The organism is Streptomyces sp. NBC_00193, assembly GCF_026342735.1.
Taxonomy (GTDB): Bacteria; Actinomycetota; Actinomycetes; order Streptomycetales; family Streptomycetaceae; genus Streptomyces; species Streptomyces stoeckheimensis.
The window spans coordinates 1,989,152-2,009,042 of sequence record NZ_JAPEMM010000001.1 but is presented as its reverse complement, the minus strand read 5'-3'; the positions used below and the strand labels follow the sequence as shown (position 1 = coordinate 2,009,042).

Here is a 19,891-nt window from a genome sequence, read left to right as displayed (position 1 = left end):
CTACCGCCCGCCCAAGTGCACACGGAGGACGGCACGGGCGCGTACGCCGCTCACGCCGGGCACACACCCACCGAGCGCCGGTCCCGCGACACCGCCCGCGGCACCCCGCCACGACGCCCGCTCCACGACGCCCGCTCCGCAACGACCGCGGCCCGGCGGTCCTCGAAGGACCGCCGGGCCGGCGTGCGGGCTGAACCGAGGCCGAAGCCGGTGATCAGCGGTAGTTCACGAACTGGATCGCGAAGTCCAGGTCCTTGCCCTTGAGGAGGGCCTGGACTTCCTGGAGGTCGTCGCGGCTCTTGGAGCTGACGCGCAGCTCCTCGCCCTGGACCTGGGCCTTGACGCCCTTGGGGCCCTCGTCACGGATGATCTTCGCGACCTTCTTGGCGTTCTCCTGGGAGATGCCTTCCTCGATCGTGGCGAAGATCTTGTACTCCTTGCCGGACAGCTGCGGCTCACCGGCGTCGAGCGCCTTGAGGGAGATCCCGCGCTTGACCAGCTTGGTCTCGAAGACGTCCAGGACGGCCTTGACGCGCTCCTCGGAGTTCGCCTCCATCAGGATCTTCTCGCCGGACCAGGCGATCGTGGCGCCGGTGCCCTTGAAGTCGTAGCGCTGCGAGAGCTCCTTGGCGGACTGGTTGAGGGCGTTGTCGACCTCCTGCCGCTCGACCTTCGAGACGATGTCGAAACTGGAGTCGGCCATGTGCTGTGGCTCCTTGAAGTCGGTAGTGACGGCCCCGAAGGGCGCGGCCGGACATCCCCGGACCGCTCCGCAAAGCCTAGCCACCGCGCCCACGTGCGGTGCTGATCAATCCGGTGGCGAAGCACCCCCGGTCATCGGGTATCGTTTACGTCGTTGCCACGGAGCGCCGCCGCAAGGCGGAAAGATGGCAGCGATCATGGCGGTGTGCCCGAGTGGCCAAAGGGAGCAGACTGTAAATCTGCCGGCTCAGCCTACCCAGGTTCGAACCCTGGCGCCGCCACGCGAGTGAGACCCTCGCTCATTGCAGAAATGCGATGGGCGGGGGTTTTCTCGTATACCCGGAACCGGAACGCCCCACGGAAACCAGTGGGCGGCGAAGCGGAACGGGGCGCATGCCGTTCGCATGATCGGCATCGGCATCGGCATCTGCGGCCGAAAGGGCCATGGCGCGTAAGGCGCCCTCGCAGGTCCGGTCGGACCTGTCACGCCGGAAGGGCCCGACGGCGCGGGCGCGGGGTGAGCCCATCGGGCGGATCGGGCGTACCGATGTGGCGCTCCGGTCGTTCATCCGGCGTGAAATGGACTTCTGACGCGCGCGGAAAGGTCGGCGGCGGGGTGCTCCTCGCCCTGCTCGGAGCGGGGATCCCGGCTCTGGTCGGAGCGGCGCTGAACGGCGATGTGGGGGATCCCTACCAGGAGACCCGTCTCTACTTCGGCACCGAGCGGCCGGACGGCCGTCCACCGGTCGGGGAGCGGGAGTTCATGGGGTTCCTCGAACGGGAGATCACCCCCGCCTTCCCCGAGGGGCTGACCCTCCAGGACGGGCGCGGCCAGTGGCAGCGGGGCGGGAAGATCATCCGCGAGATCTCGTACGAGGTGGTGCTGCTGTATCCGGAGAAGGAGGCCGACGAGCGCGGTGCGCGCATCGAGCGGATCCGGGAGGCGTACGAACAGCGGTTCCAGCAGGATTCGGTCGGCCGCTCCGACGACCGCCTGACCGCCGATTTCTGACGGCCGGCCGGGCTCGTCCCCGGCCGGTCGGCCGGGGTGCCCTTCGGGTCCCCGGCCACGGGGCGGCGGCTAGTTGCCCGCCACGTCCTTGACCGCCACCGGGACCGGGGTCGAGCCCGCGATCAGTTCCAGGGTGAGGCCCGCGGTCGCGGGCGTGTCGAGCAGCTCGGCGAGGACCGCCGCGACGTCGTCGCGGGTGACCGGCCCGCGGCCCGTCTGCGCCTCCAGGCGGACCAGGCCCGTACCCGCGTCGTCGGTCAGCGAGCCCGGGCGCAGGATCGTCCACTCCAGCCCCAGGCGGGTGCGGACGTGCTCGTCGGCCTCGCCCTTGGCACGGAGATAGGCGTCGAAGATCTCGTCGCCCTCGCGGCGCGTGTCCGCGCCCATCGAGGAGACCATCAGGAAGCGGCGTACCCGGGCCCGTTCGGCGGCGTCCGCGAACAGCACCGCCGCGCCCCGGTCCACCGTGTCCTTGCGCCCGGCCCCGCTGCCGGGACCCGCACCCGCCGCGAACACCGCGGCGTCCGCGCCCTGCAGGATGCCCGCCACGTGCTCGACCGACGCCGATTCCAGGTCGCACAGCACCGGTTCGGCGCCCGCCTCCCTGAGGTCGTCGCCCTGTGCCGGATCGCGGATGATGCCCGCGACCTCGTACCCGCGCGCGGCGAGCAGGCGCTCCAGCCGCAGCGCGATCTGACCGTGTCCACCCGCGATGACGATGCGCATGCCACGACCGTACGACGAGCCGGGCGGCCGCGCCCGGGAACATGCGGTGAACGCTCAGGGGCCGGGCTCCGTACGGCCCTGCCGGGGCAGGTCCAGGGCCACCGCGACGGCGGAATCGCAGTACTCCCGTACGGCACTCGTCCGGGCTACCACCCGCCCGCGGTGGATCACGATCCGGCTGTACGCGAGGGACAGCACGCTCGCGATCCGGTCCCCGCGCACGGCGAGCAGTTCCGCCGGGAACCCGGCCTCCACCCGGACCTCCGGCAGGCCCATCGCCTCACGGGCGGCGCCGGCGACCGAGTGGTAGGCCTCGGTGGCGCGGAGCCCGCCCTGGGAGGCCAGGAGGTACGCGGCTTCGAGCGGGTCTCCGCGTCCGACCGGGTTGCCCGCGTCGCGCAGGGCCCCGTTGCCGGCCGCGACGCGCACCCCGGCGGCGCGCAGCAGCCGTACGGGGGCGGTGCGCAGGCCCCGCCGCTCCAGGGCCGCGCAGTCCCCCTGGGGGAGGCAGGTCACCCGTACGCCGGCGGCCGCCAGCTGGTCGGAGGCCCGGGTCGCCACGTCCAGCGGGAGGCGGGACAGGCCACCGCAGGGCCCGATGGACACCCCGGGCCGCAGTCCGCCGGCCATCGCCGCGAGCCGGGACAGGCGGGCGGGGTCGTCGCCGTCGGTGTGCAGGTCGACGGGGCAGCCGTGCTCGGAGGCGAGTTCCAGTACGGCTTCGAGGAAGCCGGTGGGGTCGGGGTCGAGGTCGGGGCAGCCGCCGATGACGGAGGCGCCCATCTTCACGGCGTCCCGCAGCATGGCGAGCCCGTCGGCCCCGGCCACGCCGGTCAGCAGACGGGGAACGGCGACGGCGGTGAGATCGGTGAGCCCGCGCAGGGAGCGGCGGGCCTGGAGCACGGCCTCCAGCGGGCCGAGCCCGTGTACGTCGCCGATGCGCACGTGGGACCGGACGGCCGTGGCGCCGTGCCCGAGCTGGAGCAGGGCCGCCTCGGTGGCGCGGCGCTGCACCTCGTCGGGGGAGTAGGAGACGGGCCCTTCGCTGTCCGCGGTCAGGGCGGTGTCCCCGTGGGAGTGGGGCTCGGCGGGCGCGGGGAGGAGCAGGTAGCCGGAGAGGTCGACGCGGGCGCCCGCGGCGGCGGGCAGGCTGCCGGCCGTACCGACGGCCTGGATCCGGCCGCCGCCGAGGCGGACGTCGACGGTGCGGCCGTCGGTGAGGCGGGCGCCGGTGAGGAGCAGGGTGGTGGACTCGGGGGCCGCCGGGCCGGGGGCTCCCGGACTTCCCTGGGTGCCCTCGGGGCCGTGCCCCTGCCCCGGGCCCTGGCCGCTGCCGGGGCGGTTGCGCGGGGAGTGGGACGGCTGCTGCGGCGGGCTGTCGGACATCGCGCTCCTGCGGTGGCTCGGGCGGTTCCTGGGGCCGTGGCCGCGGCCCGCGGCCCAAGATCACGCAGCGTGCTCAGAGCCTAGGGGGCGGGGGTGCCCGCTTCGCGGAAGAGGGCAATAGTCGTACCGGTGCGTCTGTGCGGACCGGGCCCCGAAACCCCCCTCCGGGCCTGCCCCGGGCCCCCCGGACCTGGACCCCGGCCCCGAGTCCCGCCCCTGGCCCCCAGGTCCCGACCCGTGGTCTCCCGGGTCCCGGCCCCGGTCCCGACCGCCGGTCCCGGCCCCGGTCCCGACCGCTGGTCCCGGCCCCCGGTCCCGACCGCCGGTCCTGGCCTCGGGCCCTGCCTCCGGCGTGGACCCTCCGCCCGCCGGTCCCGATCCCGGCCTTGGGCATGAGCGCCGGTTCCGATCGCCAGCCCCGACCCCAGGTCCCGACCGCCGGTCCCGGCCTCGGGTCCCGCCCCCCAGTCCCGCCCCCCAGTCCCGCCCCCCAGTCCCGGCCCCCAGTCCCGGCCCCCAGTCCCGGCCCCCAGTCCCGACCCCGGTCCCGGCCCCCGGTCCCGACCTCGGTACCGACCACCGGTCCTGGCCTCGGGCCCTGCCTCCGGCGTGGACTCTCCGCCGGTCCAGGTCCAGGTCCAGGTCCAGGTCCAGGTCCCGGCCTTGGGCCTGACCGCCGGTCCCGACTGCGGGTCCCGGCCTCGGGCCCTGCGTCCGGCGTGGACCCGGTGGTCGGCTGCGTGCCTGTCAGGAGCGGCCCACGGCCGGCCTTGGTGTGGCCTTGGCCATGCGGCTGCCGCCCTGCGACTGCCCGCCTGTGCGGCGCTGCGCCAGTCCCGGCCTCCGGCGCGGACTCCGCAGGCGGCTCCGTAGCCGCCGTGGGCCTGCCTGTGGCGCCCGCCCACGCTGCTGCAGGCCCGGGCTCCGCAGGCTCGCGCCTGCCCCGCCTCCGCGCGCCTGTGCCCGGCCCGGGATCCCTCCGGCTGGTCCCCGCCTCCGCGCGCGCCTGTGCCCGGCCCGGGCTCCGCAGGCCTCGGGTCCGTCCCCGCCTCCGCGGGCCTGCGCCTGGCCCCGGCACCCGCCGGTCTCGGGTCCGTCCCCGCCTCTGGTGTGGACTCCGCGGTCGGCCCTCGTGCCGGTCCGGAGAGGTCCCGGCCTCAGCCCATGCCTCGGCCTCAGCCCCATGCCTCGGCCCCAGCCCCGGCCTCGGCTCCGGCCTCAGCCCCGGCTCCGGCCCCGGCCTTGAGCTCGGCCCCGCCCCCGACTCGTGCGGCGGCCCGTGGGTGCGCTCGCCGGCGGGGCGGGGTGAGGTGGGGCCGAGGTGGGGCTTTGGGGTTACTCAGAGTGGGGGCGGGGGAGCGGGGGTGTGATGCCTGACACCTTTCGGGGGGAAAGGCGCTTCGAGGGGGGCCGGAGGCGGGTTTCGCGGGGATCAAGAAAGGCGGCGATGGTGCTCCGAGGCCAGGCCCCGCAAAGGATTTGGGCGATCGGCTGGCGACCGTGTAATGTCTTCCTCGCTCGCCCCAATAGCTCAGTCGGTAGAGCGTCTCCATGGTAAGGAGAAGGTCTGCGGTTCGATTCCGCATTGGGGCTCTGGTGAGAGAGGTTCCCCACCCTCGGGTGGGGAACGGATCTCATCAAAGCGGCGTAGCTCAGTCGGTAGAGCAAGCGGCTCATAATCGCTGTGTCACCGGTTCAAGTCCGGTCGCCGCTACACACAGTAGCCGATTGCGGGGTCGGTCTCCCGATCGGCTACTCTTTTATGCGTTCATCCGTCCAATTGTCCGTCAAGGAGCACTCACGTGGCTGCCACCGACGTCCGCCCGAAGATCACGCTGGCCTGCGTGGAGTGCAAGGAGCGGAACTACATCACCAAGAAGAACCGGCGTAACAACCCGGACCGTCTTGAGATGAAGAAGCACTGCCCGCGTTGCAACTCGCACACCGCGCACCGCGAGACCCGCTAACAACTGGCGAAGTCTCGTACAACAGGCACAGTCATACCGTCATGAGGTCGTCCCCTTCATTGGGGGGCGGCCTTGTGTCGTTTCGACAGATCGTTTCAACAGGGAGGTAGGGAGTCATGGCGCTCGACCAGTCCTTCGTGGGGCGGAGCTACCCGCCCACCGATCCGTACGAGGTCGGCCGGGAGAAGATCCGCGAATTCGCGGTCGCGGTGGGTGACGCCAATCCGGTGTACACGGATCCCGAAGCAGCCAAGGCGTTCGGTCACCAAGACGTGATCGCTCCGCCGACCTTTGTGTTTGCCATCACGTTCGCGGCGGCCAGCCAGGTCGTCGACGACCCGCAGCTGGGGCTGGACTACAGCCGCGTCGTGCACGGCGACCAGAAGTTCGCGTACACCCGTCCCGTGCGGGCCGGGGACCGGCTGACGGTGACCTCGACCATCGAGGCCATCAAGTCGCTCGCGGGCAACGACGTCATCGACATCCGCGGTGAGGTCCACGACGAGTCCGGCGAGCACGTGGTGACCGCCTGGACGAAGCTCGTCTCCCGGGCGCCCGAGCCCGCCGCCGCTCCCGCCGCCGGCGGTTCCGCCCCCGAGGAGGCCTGAGATGGCTGCCCAGATCCAGTACGACGACGTCGAGGTCGGCACCGAGCTGCCGGCGGCGTCCTTCCCCGTCACGCGGGCGACGCTGGTGCGGTACGCGGGTGCGTCGGGTGACTTCAACCCGATCCACTGGAACGAGAAGTTCGCCACCGAGGTCGGACTGCCCGACGTGATCGCCCACGGCATGTTCACCATGGCCGAGGCGATCCGCGTGGTGACCGACTGGGTCGGCGACCCGGGTGCGGTCGTCGAGTACGGGGTGCGGTTCACGAAGCCGGTCGTCGTCCCGAACGACGGACAGGGCGCGCTGATCGAGGTCACCGCCAAGGTCGCGGCGAAGCTGGACGACAACCGGGTGCGGGTCGACCTGACGGCCACCAGCGCCGGGCAGAAGATCCTGGGGATGTCGCGCGCGGTGGTCGCTCTCGCGTAGGGATCCCCCTGACCGTCCCGCCGTGGCGCCATGAAGCCCCGGGGTGCGTTACCGACAAGGCCCTGGCCGGCGAGGAAACTCGCAGGTCAGGGCCTTTTTGGCGGGTGTTTCGGGGCGAGCCTTGCCAAGTTAGTGATTGAGTACTAACTTTTAAGCATGGCAAGGATGAGTGCGGAAGAGCGGCGCGAGAGCGTCATCCTGGCGGCGATGGGCGAGTTCGCTCGGGGCGGGTACTACGGGACCTCCACCGAGGCGATCGCCAAGCGGGTCGGGGTGTCCCAGCCGTACCTCTTCCGGCTCTTCCCGAACAAGCAGGCCATCTTCCTGGCCGCCGCCGCCCGCTGCATGGAGGACATCCGGCTCGTCTTGGCCGAGGCCGGCAAGGGTCTCCAGGGCGAGGACGCGATCCAGGTGATGAGCGAGGCGTACATGAACCTGATCGCCGAGCACCCCGACAAGCTGCAGATGCTGCTCCAGACGTACGTAACCGTCGCCGCCGCCGAGGCTGCCGGAGAGCCGGAGTTCGGTGAGATGGTGCGGGCCGCCTGGATGGAGTTGTGGGACACCCTGCACGTGCCGCTCGGGGGGGACGTGAAGGAGACGACCAGCTTCCTCGCGTACGGAATGCTCATCAACACCCTGTCCGCCATGGGGTTCCCTCCCGAGCACCGGGTCTGGGAAGGCTTGTACCCGGGCGGTCGGGCTCAGTAGCGCGTACGGCCGAGTGGGGCTGAGTGTGGCGGCCCGTGCAGGGCACACGTCTGTCCGCTGAAGTTAGTGATCAATAACTAGTTTTTGGGGGGAATCGTGCAAGACACCAAGCTTCGCGGGCCTGCGGTCTGGGCCCTCGTCATCACCGGGGCCGCCAGCTTCATGGCCGCGCTCGACAACCTCGTGGTCACCACCGCCCTCCCCTCCATCCGCGAGGACCTCGGCGGGAAGCTGGAGGACCTGGAGTGGACGGTGAACGCGTACACGCTCACCTTCGCCGTCCTGCTCATGTTCGGCGCGGCCCTCGGTGACCGGTTCGGCCGCCGCCGGCTCTTCATCGCCGGTACGGCCGTGTTCACCGTCGCCTCCGCCGCCGCGGCCCTGTCGCCCGGCATCAACGAGCTCATCGCCGCCCGAGCCGTCCAGGGTGTCGGCGCGGCGATCATGATGCCCCTCTCGCTCACGCTGCTGACCGTCGCCGTCCCCGCCGCCCGGCGCGGCATGGCCCTCGGCATCTACGGAGCCCTCACCGGCCTCGCCGTCGCGAGCGGGCCGCTCATCGGCGGCAGCCTCACCGAGCACATCTCCTGGCAGTGGATCTTCTGGCTGAACGTCCCGATCGGGCTGGCCCTCATGCCGCTCTCCCGGATGCGGCTCGGCGAGTCCACCGCCCCGCAGGCGAAGCTCGACGTCCCCGGCACCCTGCTCATCAGCGGCGGGCTCTTCGGCATCGTCTACGGCCTGGTCAACGCCAACGCGCACGGCTGGACCAGCCCGTCCGTGCTCACCGCACTGCTGGTGGGGGCCGCGCTCGTGGGCGGGTTCATCCACCACGGCTTCCGCAACGCCAACCCGGTGCTCCCCATGCGGCTCTTCCGGGACCGGGGCTTCTTCGGCATCAACATGGCGAGCCTGCTGATGTTCGTCGGGATGTTCGGCTCGATCTTCCTGCTGAGCCAGTTCCTCCAGGGCGTCCTCGGCTACTCGCCCACCGAAGCCGGGCTGCGCATGCTCCCCTGGACCGCGATGCCCATGATCGCCGCCCCGATCTCCGGGATCCTCTCCGACCGGATCGGCAGCCGCCCCGTCGTGGTCGCCGGGCTGGCGCTCCAGGCCATCGGCCTCGGCTGGTTCGCCGTGATCCTGGGCACCGAAGTCTCCTACGCCACCCAGCTCCCCGCGATGATCATCAGTGGCATCGGGATGGGCCTGTTCTTCGCTCCCGCCTCCAACGCCCTCATGTCCACCGTCGCCCCCGCCGACCAGGGCAAGGCCGCCGGCGCCAACAGCGCCCTGCGCGAAGTCGGCGGAGCCCTCGGCGTCGCCGTCCTCGCCTCCGTCTTCTCCGCCCAGGGCGGCTACCAGTCCGGGCAGTCCTTCACCGACGGCACCGTCCCCGCCCTCTGGATCGGCGGCGCCGCCGTCGCCCTGGCGGCCGTCCTGGCCCTGCTGCTTCCCGGCCGGGCCACGGAGAAGGCCCGGGCCGCGGCGTCCCTGCCGGCGGCGGGCAGCCCGGTCGGTGACCTGCCGACGGGTGCGCTCCCGACGGGCGAGCTCCCGGCGGACGGCCAGGGCGCGGTCCCGGCCGGCGGGCGCGCCACCGAGAAGGCGGCCGTCTGAGCGGGTCCCGCTCGCCGGCCGGCGGGGGGAACCGCAGCCGCCGCTCCGCACGCAGTTCCGTACGACACGACACGACACGACACGTCATGACACGTCACGTCACGTCACGAGCGAGGAAAGGCCCGTCATGCCCGACATCCCCTGGTCCACGCCCACCCGCCCCGCCCCCGGCGCCGAGGTCTACGTCATGGCCTCCCGCTTCGAGACCGCCAGCCTCACCGGAGCGCTGAAGTTCTTCCTGAGGTCGCCCGGCATCGTCCTCCAGACGCGCAAGGCACCCGGCGCCCACGGGGTCGCCCTGCGGGCCCGGGTCCTGCGCCGCACCTTCCTGACCCTGTCCGCCTGGGAGGACCGGGACGCGCTCTACCGCTTCGCGGGCAGCGAACCGCACCGTTCCAGCTCCCGGGCGGCCGCCGCCTATACCAAGGAGGCCGCGTTCGTCTTCTGGACCGTCCCGGCGAGCGAGCTCCCCATCGGCTGGGCCGAGGCGGAGCGCCGCCTCGCCGAGCAGGCGGAGAAGCAGGCGGGCCAGCAGGCGGACAAGGAGCAGCAGTCGGACCGCGGGTGAAGGGGGCCGTTCCGGCCCCGTACGGCCCTGCGGTACGCGTACGGTCCGTGGCCCCGCCTGCTCGGGGGGACGCGGACCGTACTCTTGTCCACGTGCAGGAACTCCACGACGCCCCCCTCGCCCCGCTGACCACCTTCCGGCTCGGCGGCCCCGCCGCCCGGCTGGTCACCGCGACCACCGACGCCGAGGTCGTCGCCACCGTGCGCGCCGCGGACGAGAGCGGCACCCCGCTCCTGGTCATCGGCGGCGGCAGCAACCTGGTCATCGGCGACCAGGGCTTCGACGGCACCGCCCTGCGGATCGCGACCACCGGGTTCGCGCTCGACGGGACCCGGCTGGAACTCGCGGCCGGCGAGAACTGGAGCGAGGCCGTGGCCCGCGTCGTCGACGCCGGGCTCGCGGGCATCGAATGCCTCGCCGGGATCCCCGGCTCGGCCGGCGCCACCCCGATCCAGAACGTCGGGGCGTACGGCCAGGAGGTCTGCGACACGATCACCGAGGTCGTCGCCTACGACCGCACCCGCGGGGAAACGGTCACGCTCTCGGCCGCCGACTGCGCGTTCGCGTACCGCGACAGCCTCTTCAAGCACCAGCCCGACCGGTACGTCGTCCTGCGCGTCCGCTTCGCCCTGGAAGACGCGGGAGGCCTGTCCGCGCCGGTCAAGTACCCCGAGACGGCCCGCGCCCTCGGCGTCGAGGCCGGCGACCGGGTGCCCGCGGCGCAGGCCCGCGAGACCGTCCTGCGGCTGCGCGCCGGCAAGGGCATGGTCCTCGACCCCGCCGACCACGACACCTGGTCGGCCGGCTCCTTCTTCCACAACCCGATCCTCGGCGACGAGGCGTACGCCGCCTTCCTCGCCCGCGCCCAGGAGCGGCTCGGCCCCGGGACCGCCCCGCCCGCGTACCCGGCCGGCGAGGGCCGTACGAAGACCAGCGCGGCCTGGCTCATCGACAAGGCCGGTTTCACCAAGGGCTACGGCGACGGCCCCGCCCGCATCTCCACCAAGCACACCCTCGCCCTCACCAACCGGGGCGAGGCCACCACCGAAGACCTCCTCGCCCTGGCCCGCGAGGTGGTCGCGGGCGTCCACGCAGCCTTCGGCGTCACCCTGGTCAACGAGCCGGTGACGGTCGGCGTCAGCATCTGAGGAGTCCCGGCCCCCATGCTCTGTCCCCTGCACGGGGCCGGTACGGACCCCACCCGGCTGGTGGGACGCACGATCAGAAGGGTCGTCGCGTCCTGGCACATCAGCGACGGCGAACGCTCCGAGGCGCCCCTCGACGTCTGGCTCCTCGACAGCGACGGCGAGTCCACCCGGATCACCACCGGGTCCGACGCCTGCCTCATCGTGGAATCCGAGGCGCCGCACGAGCCCTACGACATGGGGGAGTGGGGCCGCATCGAGGTCGGCGAGGACCTCGGGTACCACCCCTTCCTGCGCCACCTCGGCGACACCGTGGAATCGGTCGCCGAGTTCGCCCTGCCCGCGCAGGGGCGCACCCACCTGGAGATCGGCTTCCCGGACGGCGCGCGGGTGCGCGCCGACTGCCACGAGGGCGACCTGCGGCTCACGCGCTGACCGGCTGACGCGCCGCCGGGGCTACGAGGCGATCCAGTGGTCGATCCCGGCCAGCAGCTTCTCCTGCACGCCGGCGGGCGCGGCACTGCCGCGCACCGACTGGCGGGCCAGCTCCGCGAGCTCCGCGTCGGTGAAGGCGTGGTGCCGGCGGGCGATCTCGTACTGGGCTGCGAGCCGGGACCCGAAGAGCAGCGGATCGTCCGCACCGAGAGCCATCGGGACCCCGGCCTCGAAGAGGGTGCGCAGCGGGACGTCCTCGTGGCGTTCGTAGACCCCGAGGGCGACGTTGGACGCCGGGCAGACCTCGCAGGTGATCTGCCGGTCGGCGAGCCGTTTGAGCAGGCGGGGATCCTCGGCGGCCCGTACGCCGTGCCCGATGCGGGCGGCGTGCAGATCGTCGAGGCAGTCGCGGACGGAGGACGGGCCGGTGAGCTCGCCGCCGTGCGGGGCCGCGAGGAGTCCGCCCTCGCGGGCGATGGCGAAGGCCCGGTCGAAGTCGCGGGCCATGCCGCGGCGCTCGTCGTTGGAGAGGCCGAAGCCGACGATGCCGCGGTCGGCGTAGCGGACGGCGAGCCGGGCCAGGGTGCGGGCGTCGAGGGGGTGCTTCATGCGGTTGGCCGCGATGACGACCCGCATGCCGAGGCCGGTCTCGCGGGAGGCGGCGTCCACGGCGTCGAGGATGATCTCGACGGCGGGGATCATCCCGCCGAGGAGGGGGGCGTAGGAGGTGGGATCCACCTGGATCTCCAGCCAGCCGCTGCCGTCGCGCACGTCCTCCTCCGCGGCCTCGCGGACCAGGCGGCGGATGTCGTCGGGCTCGCGCAGGCAGGAGCGGGCGGCGTCGTAGAGCCGCTGGAAGCGGAACCAGCCGCGTTCGTCCGTGGCGCGGAGCTTCGGTGGCTCGCCGGAGGTGAGGGCGTCCGGGAGGCGGACGCCGTACTTGTCGGCGAGCTCCAGCAGGGTCGACGGGCGCATCGAGCCGGTGAAGTGCAGGTGGAGGTGGGCTTTCGGCAGAAGCGTGAGATCGCGTGCGTGCTCCATCTGGTGATCCTGCCGCACTTGTCACCCGATCGGCAGCCCGATTCCCTGAACGGGTCCTTGCCCGAACGTAAATCCGTGGGGTCGGGGTGCGCGGGGGCGGCGCTGCGCGGGGCTGTCCCCTACCCGCCCTTCCACCGTTCCCCGGGGCTCCGCCCCGGACCCCGCGCCTCAAACGCCGGCGGGGCTGGATTCGGCAGGCGTCGGACCGCACGTGACCGCCGGCGGCGGGAGGTCCCGGAAATGCCTGAGCGGCGGCCCCCACAGGGAAGCCGCCGCTCAGGGTCTGGCTGCGGAACCGCCGGAGGCCTAGGCCTTCGCCTCCGCGAGGAGCTTCTGGATGCGGGAGACGCCCTCGACCAGGTCCTCGTCGCCCAGGGCGTAGGAGAGGCGCAGGTAGCCGGGGGTGCCGAAGGCCTCGCCCGGAACGACGGCGACCTCGGCCTCGTCCAGGATCAGGGCCGCGAGCTCGACGGAGGTCTGCGGGCGCTTGCCGCGGATCTCCTTGCCGAGGACGTCCTTGACCGCCGGGTAGACGTAGAAGGCACCCTCGGGGGTCGGGCAGAAGACGCCGTCGATCTCGTTCAGCATCCGCACCATCGTCTGGCGGCGGCGGTCGAAGGCGGTGCGCATCTCGTGGACGGCGTCCAGGTTGCCGGAGACGGCGGCCAGCGCCGCGACCTGGGCCACGTTGGAGACGTTGGAGGTGGCGTGCGACTGCAGGTTGGTCGCGGCCTTGACCACGTCCTTCGGGCCGATGACCCAGCCCACGCGCCAGCCCGTCATGGCGTACGTCTTGGCGACGCCGTTGACGATGATGCACTTGTCGGCGAGCTCGGGAACGATCGCCGGGAGGGAGACGAACTTCGCGTCGCCGTAGACCAGGTGCTCGTAGATCTCGTCGGTCAGGACCCACAGGCCCTTCTCGACGGCCCAGCGGCCGATCGCCTCGGCGTCGGCCTCGGAGTAGACGGCGCCGGTCGGGTTCGACGGGGAGACGAAGAGGACGACCTTCGTGCGCTCGGTGCGGGCCGCTTCGAGCTGCTCGACGGAGACCCGGTAACCGGTGGTCTCGTCGGCGACGACCTCGACCGGGACACCGCCGGCGAGACGGATCGACTCCGGGTACGTGGTCCAGTACGGCGCCGGGACGATGACCTCGTCACCCGGGTCCAGGATGGCCGCGAACGCCTCGTAGATCGCCTGCTTGCCGCCGTTGGTCACCAGGACCTGGGACGCGTCGACCTCGTAGCCGGAGTCGCGCAGCGTCTTCGCGGCGATGGCGGCCTTCAGCTCGGGCAGACCGCCGGCCGGGGTGTAGCGGTGGTACTTGGGGTTGCGGCAGGCCTCGACCGCGGCGTCGACGATGTAGTCCGGGGTGGGGAAGTCGGGCTCACCCGCTCCGAAACCGATCACCGGACGCCCGGCGGCCTTGAGGGCCTTGGCCTTGGCGTCGACGGCGAGGGTGGCGGACTCGGAGATGGCACCGATACGGGCGGATACGCGGCGCTCGGCGGAAGGCGTTTCAGAGGTCATGCGGCCAATCGTCCCAGACGCGAAACGAGCGCCGCACTCCGTTTCAGTTACCGGACGGCCGCTCTCCGGAGGATGCTGTTCGACGTCAGGGCCCGGACCACGTACACTCAACCGTCGTTGGCCCAAGTCAACCGCTGCAGAGCGTGAGCACACCGTGCACTCGTCTGGATGCGGTAGGTTGGGGCACGCAAAGGGTCGTAGCTCAATTGGTAGAGCACTGGTCTCCAAAACCAGCGGTTGGGGGTTCGAGTCCCTCCGGCCCTGCTCCACACTCCTTCTCGGACGTGTGTGCGCAGGTACGTACTTAGATGCAGTGCCGTGCGGCGCAACCGGGCGCGGCTACGGCCACGACCCGGATTCAGGTGAGAGACGTGACGGACGCCCTGGGCTCCATCGACATGCCTGACGCCGAGGATGACACTCGCGAGAAGAAGGCCCGCAAGGGCGGCAAGCGCGGCAAGAAGGGCCCTCTGGGTCGTCTCGCGCTGTTCTACCGCCAGATCGTCGCGGAACTCCGCAAGGTTGTTTGGCCCACTCGCAACCAGCTGACGACGTACACCACTGTGGTGATTGTCTTCGTCGTCATCATGATCGGTCTGGTGACCGTGATTGACTATGGGTTCCAGGAAGCCATCAAGTTCGTCTTCGGCTGATCCCCGCGGAGGGCGGCGCCTTGATGGGTGCCGCCCGTTTTCGCATGTTCGACCACCTTTTGTATCCAGGAAGAAGCAGCCACCGTGTCTGACCCGAACCTGAACGTGAGCCCCGACTCCGTCGAGTCCGTCGAGGACGAGCTCGACATCGTCGAGGCTGCAGACGCTGTGGACCCCGACGAGGCCGAGCTCGCCGACGCCGAGGCGGGTGTCGCCGCCGAAGAGGCCGCGCTGCACGTCGAGGGTGAGGTCGACCCCGAGGCCGAGGACGACGCGGAGGCCGAAGAGGCCGACGACGAGTCCGACGAAGACGAGTCCGACGAAGACGACGAAGAGGCTTCCGACGAGGCCGAGGACGAGGCTTCCGACGAGGACGCCGAGGCCGTCGAGGCTGCCGACGTCGAGCCCGCCGAGCCCGTCGACCCCATCCAGGCCCTGCGCGAAGAACTGCGCCTCCTGCCCGGCGAGTGGTACGTCATCCACACCTACGCCGGCTACGAGAAGCGCGTGAAGGCCAACCTGGAGCAGCGCGCCGTCTCGCTCAACGTCGAGGACTTCATCTACCAGGCCGAGGTGCCCGAGGAAGAGATCGTCCAGATCAAGAACGGCGAGCGCAAGAACGTCCGGCAGAACAAGCTGCCCGGTTACGTTCTCGTCCGCATGGATCTGACGAACGAGTCCTGGGGCGTCGTCCGCAACACCCCGGGCGTCACCGGCTTCGTGGGCAACGCGTACGACCCGTACCCGCTGACCCTGGACGAGATCGTCAAGATGCTCGCTCCGGAGCTGCAGGAGAAGGCCGCCAAGCTGGCAGCGGAAGAGGCCGGCCTGCCGGCGCCCTCCGTCAAGCGCGCCATCGAGGTCCTGGACTTCGAGGTCGGCGACTCGGTCACCGTCACCGACGGCCCGTTCGCGACGCTGCAGGCGACCATCAACGAGATCAACCCGGACTCGAAGAAGGTCAAGGGTCTCGTCGAGATCTTCGGCCGCGAGACCCCGGTCGAGCTCAGCTTCGACCAGATCCAGAAGAACTGATCCACAGCCTTCTGGCACACGCTTCCGGACAGGTCAGATTGCCCCCTTGCGGGCGGTCTGACCTGCTCGGTTTTCAGCCTCGCACCGATACCCGTTATCGTGGTGCGGTATGCCTCCATCCGGATGACCGGATTGGCGGCGAAAACTCTCACTAGGACCCGGAGAGAGCAATGCCTCCCAAGAAGAAGAAGATCACGGGGCTTATCAAGCTCCAGATCAAGGCCGGTGCGGCCAACCCGGCTCCGCCGGTCGGCCCCGCGCTCGGTCAGCACGGCGTCAACATCATGGAGTTCTGCAAGGCCTACAACGCCGCGACCGAGTCGCAGCGTGGCATGGTCGTGCCGGTGGAGATCACGGTCTACGACGACCGCTCCTTCACCTTCATCACCAAGACGCCGCCGGCCGCGCGCCTCATCCTGAAGAGCGCCGGCGTGGAGAAGGGCTCTGGCGAGCCGCACAAGACGAAGGTCGCGAAGCTTACGCGTGACCAGGTTCGCGAGATCGCCACGCTCAAGATGCCTGACCTGAACGCCAACGACATCGACGCGGCCGAGAAGATCATCGCCGGCACCGCGCGTTCGATGGGCATCACGGTCGAAGGCTGATTCAGCCACCCCAGCACCACAGTGGTAGGGCCAAGCGCTGGTCCGCACCACGACTCCACACCTGAAGCCACAACACAGGAGCAGAAGTGAAGCGCAGCAAGACTCTCCGCGCTGCGGACGCCAAGGTCGACCGGGAGAAGCAGTACGCCCCGCTCGAGGCCGTCCGTCTCGCCAAGGAGACCTCCACCACGAAGTTCGACGGCACCGTCGAGGTCGCCTTCCGCCTGGGTGTAGACCCGCGCAAGGCCGACCAGATGGTCCGCGGCACCGTGAACCTCCCGCACGGCACCGGCAAGACCGCCCGGGTCCTGGTCTTCGCGACCGGTGACCGTGCTGCGGCCGCGGAAGCCGCCGGCGCCGACATTGTCGGCGACGACGAGCTCATCAACGAGATCGCCAAGGGCAACCGCCTCAACGAGTTCGACGCCGTTGTCGCCACGCCGGACCTCATGGGCAAGGTCGGCCGCCTCGGCCGCGTGCTCGGTCCCCGTGGCCTGATGCCGAACCCGAAGACCGGCACCGTCACGATGGACGTCGCGAAGGCTGTCACCGAGATCAAGGGTGGCAAGATCGAGTTCCGCGTCGACAAGCACTCGAACCTGCACTTCATCATCGGCAAGGTCTCCTTCTCCGATGAGCAGCTGGTCGAGAACTACGGCGCGGCCCTGGACGAGATCCTTCGTCTGAAGCCGTCCGCCGCGAAGGGCCGCTACATCAAGAAGGCCGCCCTCAGCACCACCATGGGCCCCGGCATCCTGCTGGACCAGAACCGCACCCGGAACCTCCTCGTCGAGGAAGACCCGGCCGCGGTCTGACTGAGCCGGGCCTGACGGCTCGCTGAGTTGCCCGAACGGGCCCTCCTCCCCCTTCACGGGGGAGGAGGGCCCGTTCTGCATGTCGCGCTGCGGACCGTGCTGCGGATCGCACGGAAAATGGCGCAGGGATCGGCGGCCCGCCCCGTAGGGTCGGAACACATCAAACGATCACATCATGGGTGGGGACTCTTGTTCGCGAACCGGAACAACGGCTTGACGAAGACCGCTGGGGCCGCGCTGGCCGCCGTACTGCTCGTGGGTGGGGCCACGGCGTGCGAGAGCGGGCAGAAGGGCGACACGGGGAAGGCAGGGGCCGGCCAGGGCGCCGGGAAGGGCGCGGTGGAGGTGGCCCCGGCCGCCTACCTGGAGAAGGTCAAGGCGAAGTCGGAGGAGATCACCTCCCTGCGCTACTCCATGTCCGGCACCGCGGAGGGCGAGCAGTTCTCCGGTGACGTCTCCATGCGGATCAAGCCGTCACTGGCGATGTCGATGAAGATGACCACCTCGGGCGAGGGCGGCCAGGCGGCCGAGATCCGCCTCGTCGACGAGGCGATGTTCATCGGCGCCGAGGGCAAGTGGATCAAGTTCGACATGAAGAGCCTGGACCCGTCCATGGCGGAGAAGCTGAACAGCGCCGGCGGCACGGCGAACAAGAGCGGCGAGAACCCCGGTGACCGGGCGGGCGAGCTGCTCAAGGCCAAGGACCTCAAGCTCGTCGGCGAGGAGACCGTCGACGGGGTGAAGACCAAGCACCTCACCGGCACGGTCTCCCTCGACGAGCTGCGGGCCGCGGCGGCCTCCGAGACGCCCGAGGCCAAGAAGCGCCGGGAGCAGTCGGTCACGGCCCTGGAGGCGCAGGGCGTCAAGAACCTGACCCTGGACATGTGGATCGACGAGTCGGACCGCACCAAGCAGGTCCGCACCCGCGGCGACGCGGCCAAGGGCCCGGTGGACACGACCATCAAGTTCCTGGACTACAACCAGCCGGTCGAGGTGGCCGCACCGCCCGCCGGCGAGGTCATGGACCTCGCCGAGATGATGAAGGGCGCCGGTCAGGCACAGGGCTGACCTGGTATTTCCGGGTCGCGCGGGGCCGTCGGGTGACCGATTTGCTCTGCGCGGCACCGGTCCCGTACTCTTCCGGAGAAGCCAAAGACCGCTGGTCGTTGCCGTGCCCGCAAGGGGGCGGTGGCCGAAGGATCCGCTGACTGCGGACGTCCTGCGCAGGTGTTCAAGGAAAGTTCCCGGAACTCGTTTCCGGTTGAGCTACGCCCTGGCGCCTGCGCCGGGGCGTTTCGTATTTTGCCCCTTCTGAGCGGTCCTCATCACCCGGAAGGAGGCCGACGCACTATGCCGACGCCCAACAAGGCTGCCGCGGTAGCCGAGCTCACGGACCAGTTCCGCGACTCGAACGCCGCCGTGCTGACCGAGTACCGGGGTCTCACCGTCGCGCAGCTCAAGACGCTGCGTCGCTCTCTCGGTGAGAACGCCCAGTACGCCGTGGTGAAGAACACGCTGACCAAGATTGCGGCCAACCAGGCCGGGATCACCGCGCTGGACGAGCACTTCGCTGGTCCCACCGCGGTCGCCTTCATCACCGGTGACCCGGTGGAGTCGGCGAAGAGCCTGCGTGACTTCGCCAAGGAAAACCCGAACCTCATCATCAAGGCGGGTGTCCTTGATGGTAAGGCGCTCACCGCCGATGAGATCAAGAAGCTTGCGGACCTCGAGTCCCGCGAGGTTCTGCTCAGCAAGCTGGCCGGCGCGTTCAAGGGCAAGCAGTCTCAGGCTGCCTCGCTCTTCCAGGCGCTGCCGTCGAAGTTCGTCCGCACTGCGGAAGCGCTTCGCGTCAAGCTCGCCGAGCAGGGCGGTGCCGAGTAATTCGGCTCGCGCACTGATCCACGCCGCCTAGTGCGTGGGTCAAAGCGGGCCGTTACGCCCGCCTCTATATACATCCGGCACCTGCCGATTTAGTGGAAGGATCGCCCATCATGGCGAAGCTCAGCCAGGAAGACCTGCTCGCTCAGTTCGAGGAGCTCACCCTCATCGAGCTCTCCGAGTTCGTGAAGGCGTTCGAGGAGAAGTTCGACGTCACCGCCGCCGCGGCCGTCGCCGTTGCCGGCCCGGGTGCCCCGGCCGCCGCTGAGGCCGTCGAGGAGCAGGACGAGTTCGACGTCATCCTCGAGGGTGCCGGCGACAAGAAGATCCAGGTCATCAAGGTCGTGCGCGAGCTCACCTCCCTGGGCCTCAAGGAGGCCAAGGACCTCGTCGACGGCGCTCCGAAGCCGATCCTCGAGAAGGTCGCCAAGGAGGCCGCTGACAAGGCTGCCGAGTCCCTCAAGGCTGCCGGCGCGTCTGTGACCGTCAAGTAACACCTCTGGGGCCTCTCTGAGGCCTCAACCAAGGGCGATCACCCGTAAGGGTGGTCGCCCTTTGGCGTACCCGGAGTGCCTGATTTGCCCCCGTCTCGTTGGGGAGTAGGGTGATCTTCGTTGCTCTGCGGCAGGGTCCCTCGATGATCCGCTCGGAGCAGGGGGCCTTGACGAACGGGACGCGGCGCGCAATTCTCAGATCCGTCGCGAGATCGGCAGACTCGATCCGAGATCCGAGGCATGGATCGGTCCCACATCGGGCATGGATCGACTACGAAGAGGGCAGTACTGTTACGCGCTCTGTATGCGAGAGCCGAACCGTTGGACGCAGTTGAAACGACATGGGGAAGGCCTGTTGCCGGTTTCCGGAAACCTGGTCTGGACATCAGTGAGCCTAGTGGCTACACTGACCCTTTGCGCTGCCTGTTAGCTGCCCCCTGCCCGTCGCCAGGGGCATGCCCACGCATGAGCACACTTGATTGAACGGCCCTGAGCTGGTCCTTTGACCAGATGGGGGGCGCTTGTCT

21 protein-coding genes and 4 tRNA genes are annotated in these 19,891 nt (G+C 70.4%); 20 read left to right on the top strand and 5 right to left on the bottom strand.

Annotated features, from left to right (window positions below; translation table 11 throughout):
• Positions 1-214 precede the first annotated feature (214 nt).
• Positions 215-703 carry a YajQ family cyclic di-GMP-binding protein gene (locus OG898_RS08550; RefSeq protein ID WP_243333311.1) on the bottom strand — a complete coding sequence of 163 codons (489 nt, stop codon included), beginning with the start codon at positions 701-703 and terminating at the stop codon, positions 215-217.
• Between the two features lie 198 nt (positions 704-901).
• Here OG898_RS08550 and OG898_RS08545 point away from each other — a divergent pair.
• Both OG898_RS08545 and OG898_RS08540 read left to right on the top strand, forming a co-directional pair.
• Positions 902-983 (top strand) — tRNA-Tyr (locus tag OG898_RS08545).
• Between the two features lie 293 nt (positions 984-1,276).
• Entirely contained in the window at positions 1,277-1,714 is a 438-nt protein-coding gene (locus OG898_RS08540) for a DUF3574 domain-containing protein (RefSeq protein ID WP_266955954.1), read from the top strand.
• A 69-nt stretch (positions 1,715-1,783) separates the two neighbouring features.
• Here OG898_RS08540 and OG898_RS08535 read toward each other — a convergent pair whose 3' ends face one another.
• Positions 1,784-2,440 (bottom strand): SDR family oxidoreductase, encoded by a 657-nt coding sequence (locus OG898_RS08535; protein ID WP_266955952.1) that lies wholly within the window; start codon positions 2,438-2,440, stop codon positions 1,784-1,786.
• A gap of 54 nt (positions 2,441-2,494) precedes the next feature.
• The gene (locus OG898_RS08530) at positions 2,495-3,826 is read right to left on the bottom strand and encodes an amidohydrolase family protein (protein WP_266955950.1); all 1,332 of its coding nucleotides are present in this window, start codon (positions 3,824-3,826) and stop codon (positions 2,495-2,497) included.
• A 1,520-nt stretch (positions 3,827-5,346) separates the two neighbouring features.
• Here OG898_RS08530 and OG898_RS08525 point away from each other — a divergent pair.
• From OG898_RS08525 to OG898_RS08480, 10 genes are all read left to right on the top strand, one after another.
• A tRNA-Thr gene (locus OG898_RS08525) sits at positions 5,347-5,419 on the top strand.
• A 48-nt stretch (positions 5,420-5,467) separates the two neighbouring features.
• Positions 5,468-5,540, top strand: a tRNA-Met gene (locus OG898_RS08520).
• Between the two features lie 88 nt (positions 5,541-5,628).
• Positions 5,629-5,793 (top strand): 50S ribosomal protein L33, encoded by a 165-nt coding sequence (rpmG, locus tag OG898_RS08515; protein ID WP_003956487.1) that lies wholly within the window; start codon positions 5,629-5,631, stop codon positions 5,791-5,793.
• 116 nt (positions 5,794-5,909) lie between these two features.
• Entirely contained in the window at positions 5,910-6,401 is a 492-nt protein-coding gene (locus OG898_RS08510) for a MaoC family dehydratase N-terminal domain-containing protein (RefSeq protein WP_266955948.1), read from the top strand.
• Position 6,402: 1 nt separating this feature from the next.
• The gene (locus OG898_RS08505; protein ID WP_266955946.1) at positions 6,403-6,831 is read left to right on the top strand and encodes a MaoC family dehydratase; all 429 of its coding nucleotides are present in this window, start codon (positions 6,403-6,405) and stop codon (positions 6,829-6,831) included.
• Between the two features lie 156 nt (positions 6,832-6,987).
• Positions 6,988-7,542, top strand: coding sequence for a TetR/AcrR family transcriptional regulator (locus OG898_RS08500; RefSeq protein ID WP_266955944.1), 555 nt, complete (start codon positions 6,988-6,990; stop codon positions 7,540-7,542).
• A 96-nt stretch (positions 7,543-7,638) separates the two neighbouring features.
• Entirely contained in the window at positions 7,639-9,162 is a 1,524-nt protein-coding gene (locus tag OG898_RS08495) for a DHA2 family efflux MFS transporter permease subunit (RefSeq protein WP_266955942.1), read from the top strand.
• A gap of 127 nt (positions 9,163-9,289) precedes the next feature.
• Entirely contained in the window at positions 9,290-9,730 is a 441-nt protein-coding gene (locus OG898_RS08490) for a DUF3291 domain-containing protein (protein WP_266955940.1), read from the top strand.
• A gap of 92 nt (positions 9,731-9,822) precedes the next feature.
• The gene (locus OG898_RS08485; RefSeq protein WP_266955938.1) at positions 9,823-10,878 is read left to right on the top strand and encodes a UDP-N-acetylmuramate dehydrogenase; all 1,056 of its coding nucleotides are present in this window, start codon (positions 9,823-9,825) and stop codon (positions 10,876-10,878) included.
• A gap of 15 nt (positions 10,879-10,893) precedes the next feature.
• On the top strand, positions 10,894-11,310 hold the full coding sequence (locus OG898_RS08480) for a hypothetical protein (RefSeq protein WP_266955936.1): 417 nt from the start codon (positions 10,894-10,896) through the stop codon (positions 11,308-11,310).
• 21 nt (positions 11,311-11,331) lie between these two features.
• Here the strand turns inward: OG898_RS08480 and OG898_RS08475 are convergent, their stop codons facing one another.
• Positions 11,332-12,351, bottom strand: a complete 1,020-nt coding sequence (locus OG898_RS08475) for an adenosine deaminase (protein ID WP_266955934.1) — start codon at positions 12,349-12,351, stop codon at positions 11,332-11,334.
• Positions 12,352-12,657: 306 nt separating this feature from the next.
• Positions 12,658-13,884 carry a pyridoxal phosphate-dependent aminotransferase gene (locus tag OG898_RS08470; protein ID WP_266955932.1) on the bottom strand — a complete coding sequence of 409 codons (1,227 nt, stop codon included), beginning with the start codon at positions 13,882-13,884 and terminating at the stop codon, positions 12,658-12,660.
• 191 nt (positions 13,885-14,075) lie between these two features.
• On the opposite strand from OG898_RS08470, the gene OG898_RS08465 reads away from it, so the two are divergent.
• From OG898_RS08465 to rplL, 8 genes are all read left to right on the top strand, one after another.
• A tRNA-Trp gene (locus OG898_RS08465) sits at positions 14,076-14,148 on the top strand.
• Positions 14,149-14,255: 107 nt separating this feature from the next.
• The gene (secE, locus tag OG898_RS08460) at positions 14,256-14,537 is read left to right on the top strand and encodes a preprotein translocase subunit SecE (protein ID WP_030298162.1); all 282 of its coding nucleotides are present in this window, start codon (positions 14,256-14,258) and stop codon (positions 14,535-14,537) included.
• Between the two features lie 84 nt (positions 14,538-14,621).
• A complete protein-coding gene (gene nusG, locus OG898_RS08455) occupies positions 14,622-15,572 on the top strand; it encodes a transcription termination/antitermination protein NusG (RefSeq protein WP_266955930.1) in 951 nt (316 codons plus the stop codon).
• Between the two features lie 170 nt (positions 15,573-15,742).
• The gene (gene rplK, locus OG898_RS08450) at positions 15,743-16,177 is read left to right on the top strand and encodes a 50S ribosomal protein L11 (protein ID WP_053682632.1); all 435 of its coding nucleotides are present in this window, start codon (positions 15,743-15,745) and stop codon (positions 16,175-16,177) included.
• A gap of 86 nt (positions 16,178-16,263) precedes the next feature.
• Positions 16,264-16,992 (top strand): 50S ribosomal protein L1, encoded by a 729-nt coding sequence (gene rplA, locus OG898_RS08445; protein WP_266955928.1) that lies wholly within the window; start codon positions 16,264-16,266, stop codon positions 16,990-16,992.
• Positions 16,993-17,205: 213 nt separating this feature from the next.
• Positions 17,206-18,060, top strand: coding sequence for an LppX_LprAFG lipoprotein (locus OG898_RS08440; protein ID WP_266955926.1), 855 nt, complete (start codon positions 17,206-17,208; stop codon positions 18,058-18,060).
• Between the two features lie 282 nt (positions 18,061-18,342).
• A complete protein-coding gene (gene rplJ, locus OG898_RS08435; protein WP_215023401.1) occupies positions 18,343-18,873 on the top strand; it encodes a 50S ribosomal protein L10 in 531 nt (176 codons plus the stop codon).
• 110 nt (positions 18,874-18,983) lie between these two features.
• Positions 18,984-19,364 carry a 50S ribosomal protein L7/L12 gene (gene rplL, locus OG898_RS08430; RefSeq protein WP_266955925.1) on the top strand — a complete coding sequence of 127 codons (381 nt, stop codon included), beginning with the start codon at positions 18,984-18,986 and terminating at the stop codon, positions 19,362-19,364.
• Positions 19,365-19,891: the final 527 nt, after the last annotated feature.

Excerpts from the sequence above, each read along its gene's own strand:
- OG898_RS08475 (WP_266955934.1), bottom strand. The coding sequence starts at position 12,351 with ATGGAGCACGCACGCGATCTCACGCTTCTGCCGAAAGCCCACCTCCAC.
- OG898_RS08505 (WP_266955946.1), top strand. The coding sequence starts at position 6,403 with ATGGCTGCCCAGATCCAGTACGACGACGTCGAGGTCGGCACCGAGCTG.
- OG898_RS08535 (WP_266955952.1), bottom strand. The coding sequence starts at position 2,440 with ATGCGCATCGTCATCGCGGGTGGACACGGTCAGATCGCGCTGCGGCTG.
- OG898_RS08530 (WP_266955950.1), bottom strand. The coding sequence starts at position 3,826 with ATGTCCGACAGCCCGCCGCAGCAGCCGTCCCACTCCCCGCGCAACCGC.
- OG898_RS08480 (WP_266955936.1), top strand. The coding sequence starts at position 10,894 with ATGCTCTGTCCCCTGCACGGGGCCGGTACGGACCCCACCCGGCTGGTG.
- rplK (WP_053682632.1), top strand. The coding sequence starts at position 15,743 with ATGCCTCCCAAGAAGAAGAAGATCACGGGGCTTATCAAGCTCCAGATC.
- OG898_RS08510 (WP_266955948.1), top strand. The coding sequence starts at position 5,910 with ATGGCGCTCGACCAGTCCTTCGTGGGGCGGAGCTACCCGCCCACCGAT.
- OG898_RS08490 (WP_266955940.1), top strand. The coding sequence starts at position 9,290 with ATGCCCGACATCCCCTGGTCCACGCCCACCCGCCCCGCCCCCGGCGCC.
- rplL (WP_266955925.1), top strand. The coding sequence starts at position 18,984 with ATGGCGAAGCTCAGCCAGGAAGACCTGCTCGCTCAGTTCGAGGAGCTC.
- rplJ (WP_215023401.1), top strand. The coding sequence starts at position 18,343 with ATGCCGACGCCCAACAAGGCTGCCGCGGTAGCCGAGCTCACGGACCAG.
- OG898_RS08500 (WP_266955944.1), top strand. The coding sequence starts at position 6,988 with ATGGCAAGGATGAGTGCGGAAGAGCGGCGCGAGAGCGTCATCCTGGCG.
- OG898_RS08470 (WP_266955932.1), bottom strand. The coding sequence starts at position 13,884 with ATGACCTCTGAAACGCCTTCCGCCGAGCGCCGCGTATCCGCCCGTATC.
- OG898_RS08550 (WP_243333311.1), bottom strand. The coding sequence starts at position 703 with ATGGCCGACTCCAGTTTCGACATCGTCTCGAAGGTCGAGCGGCAGGAG.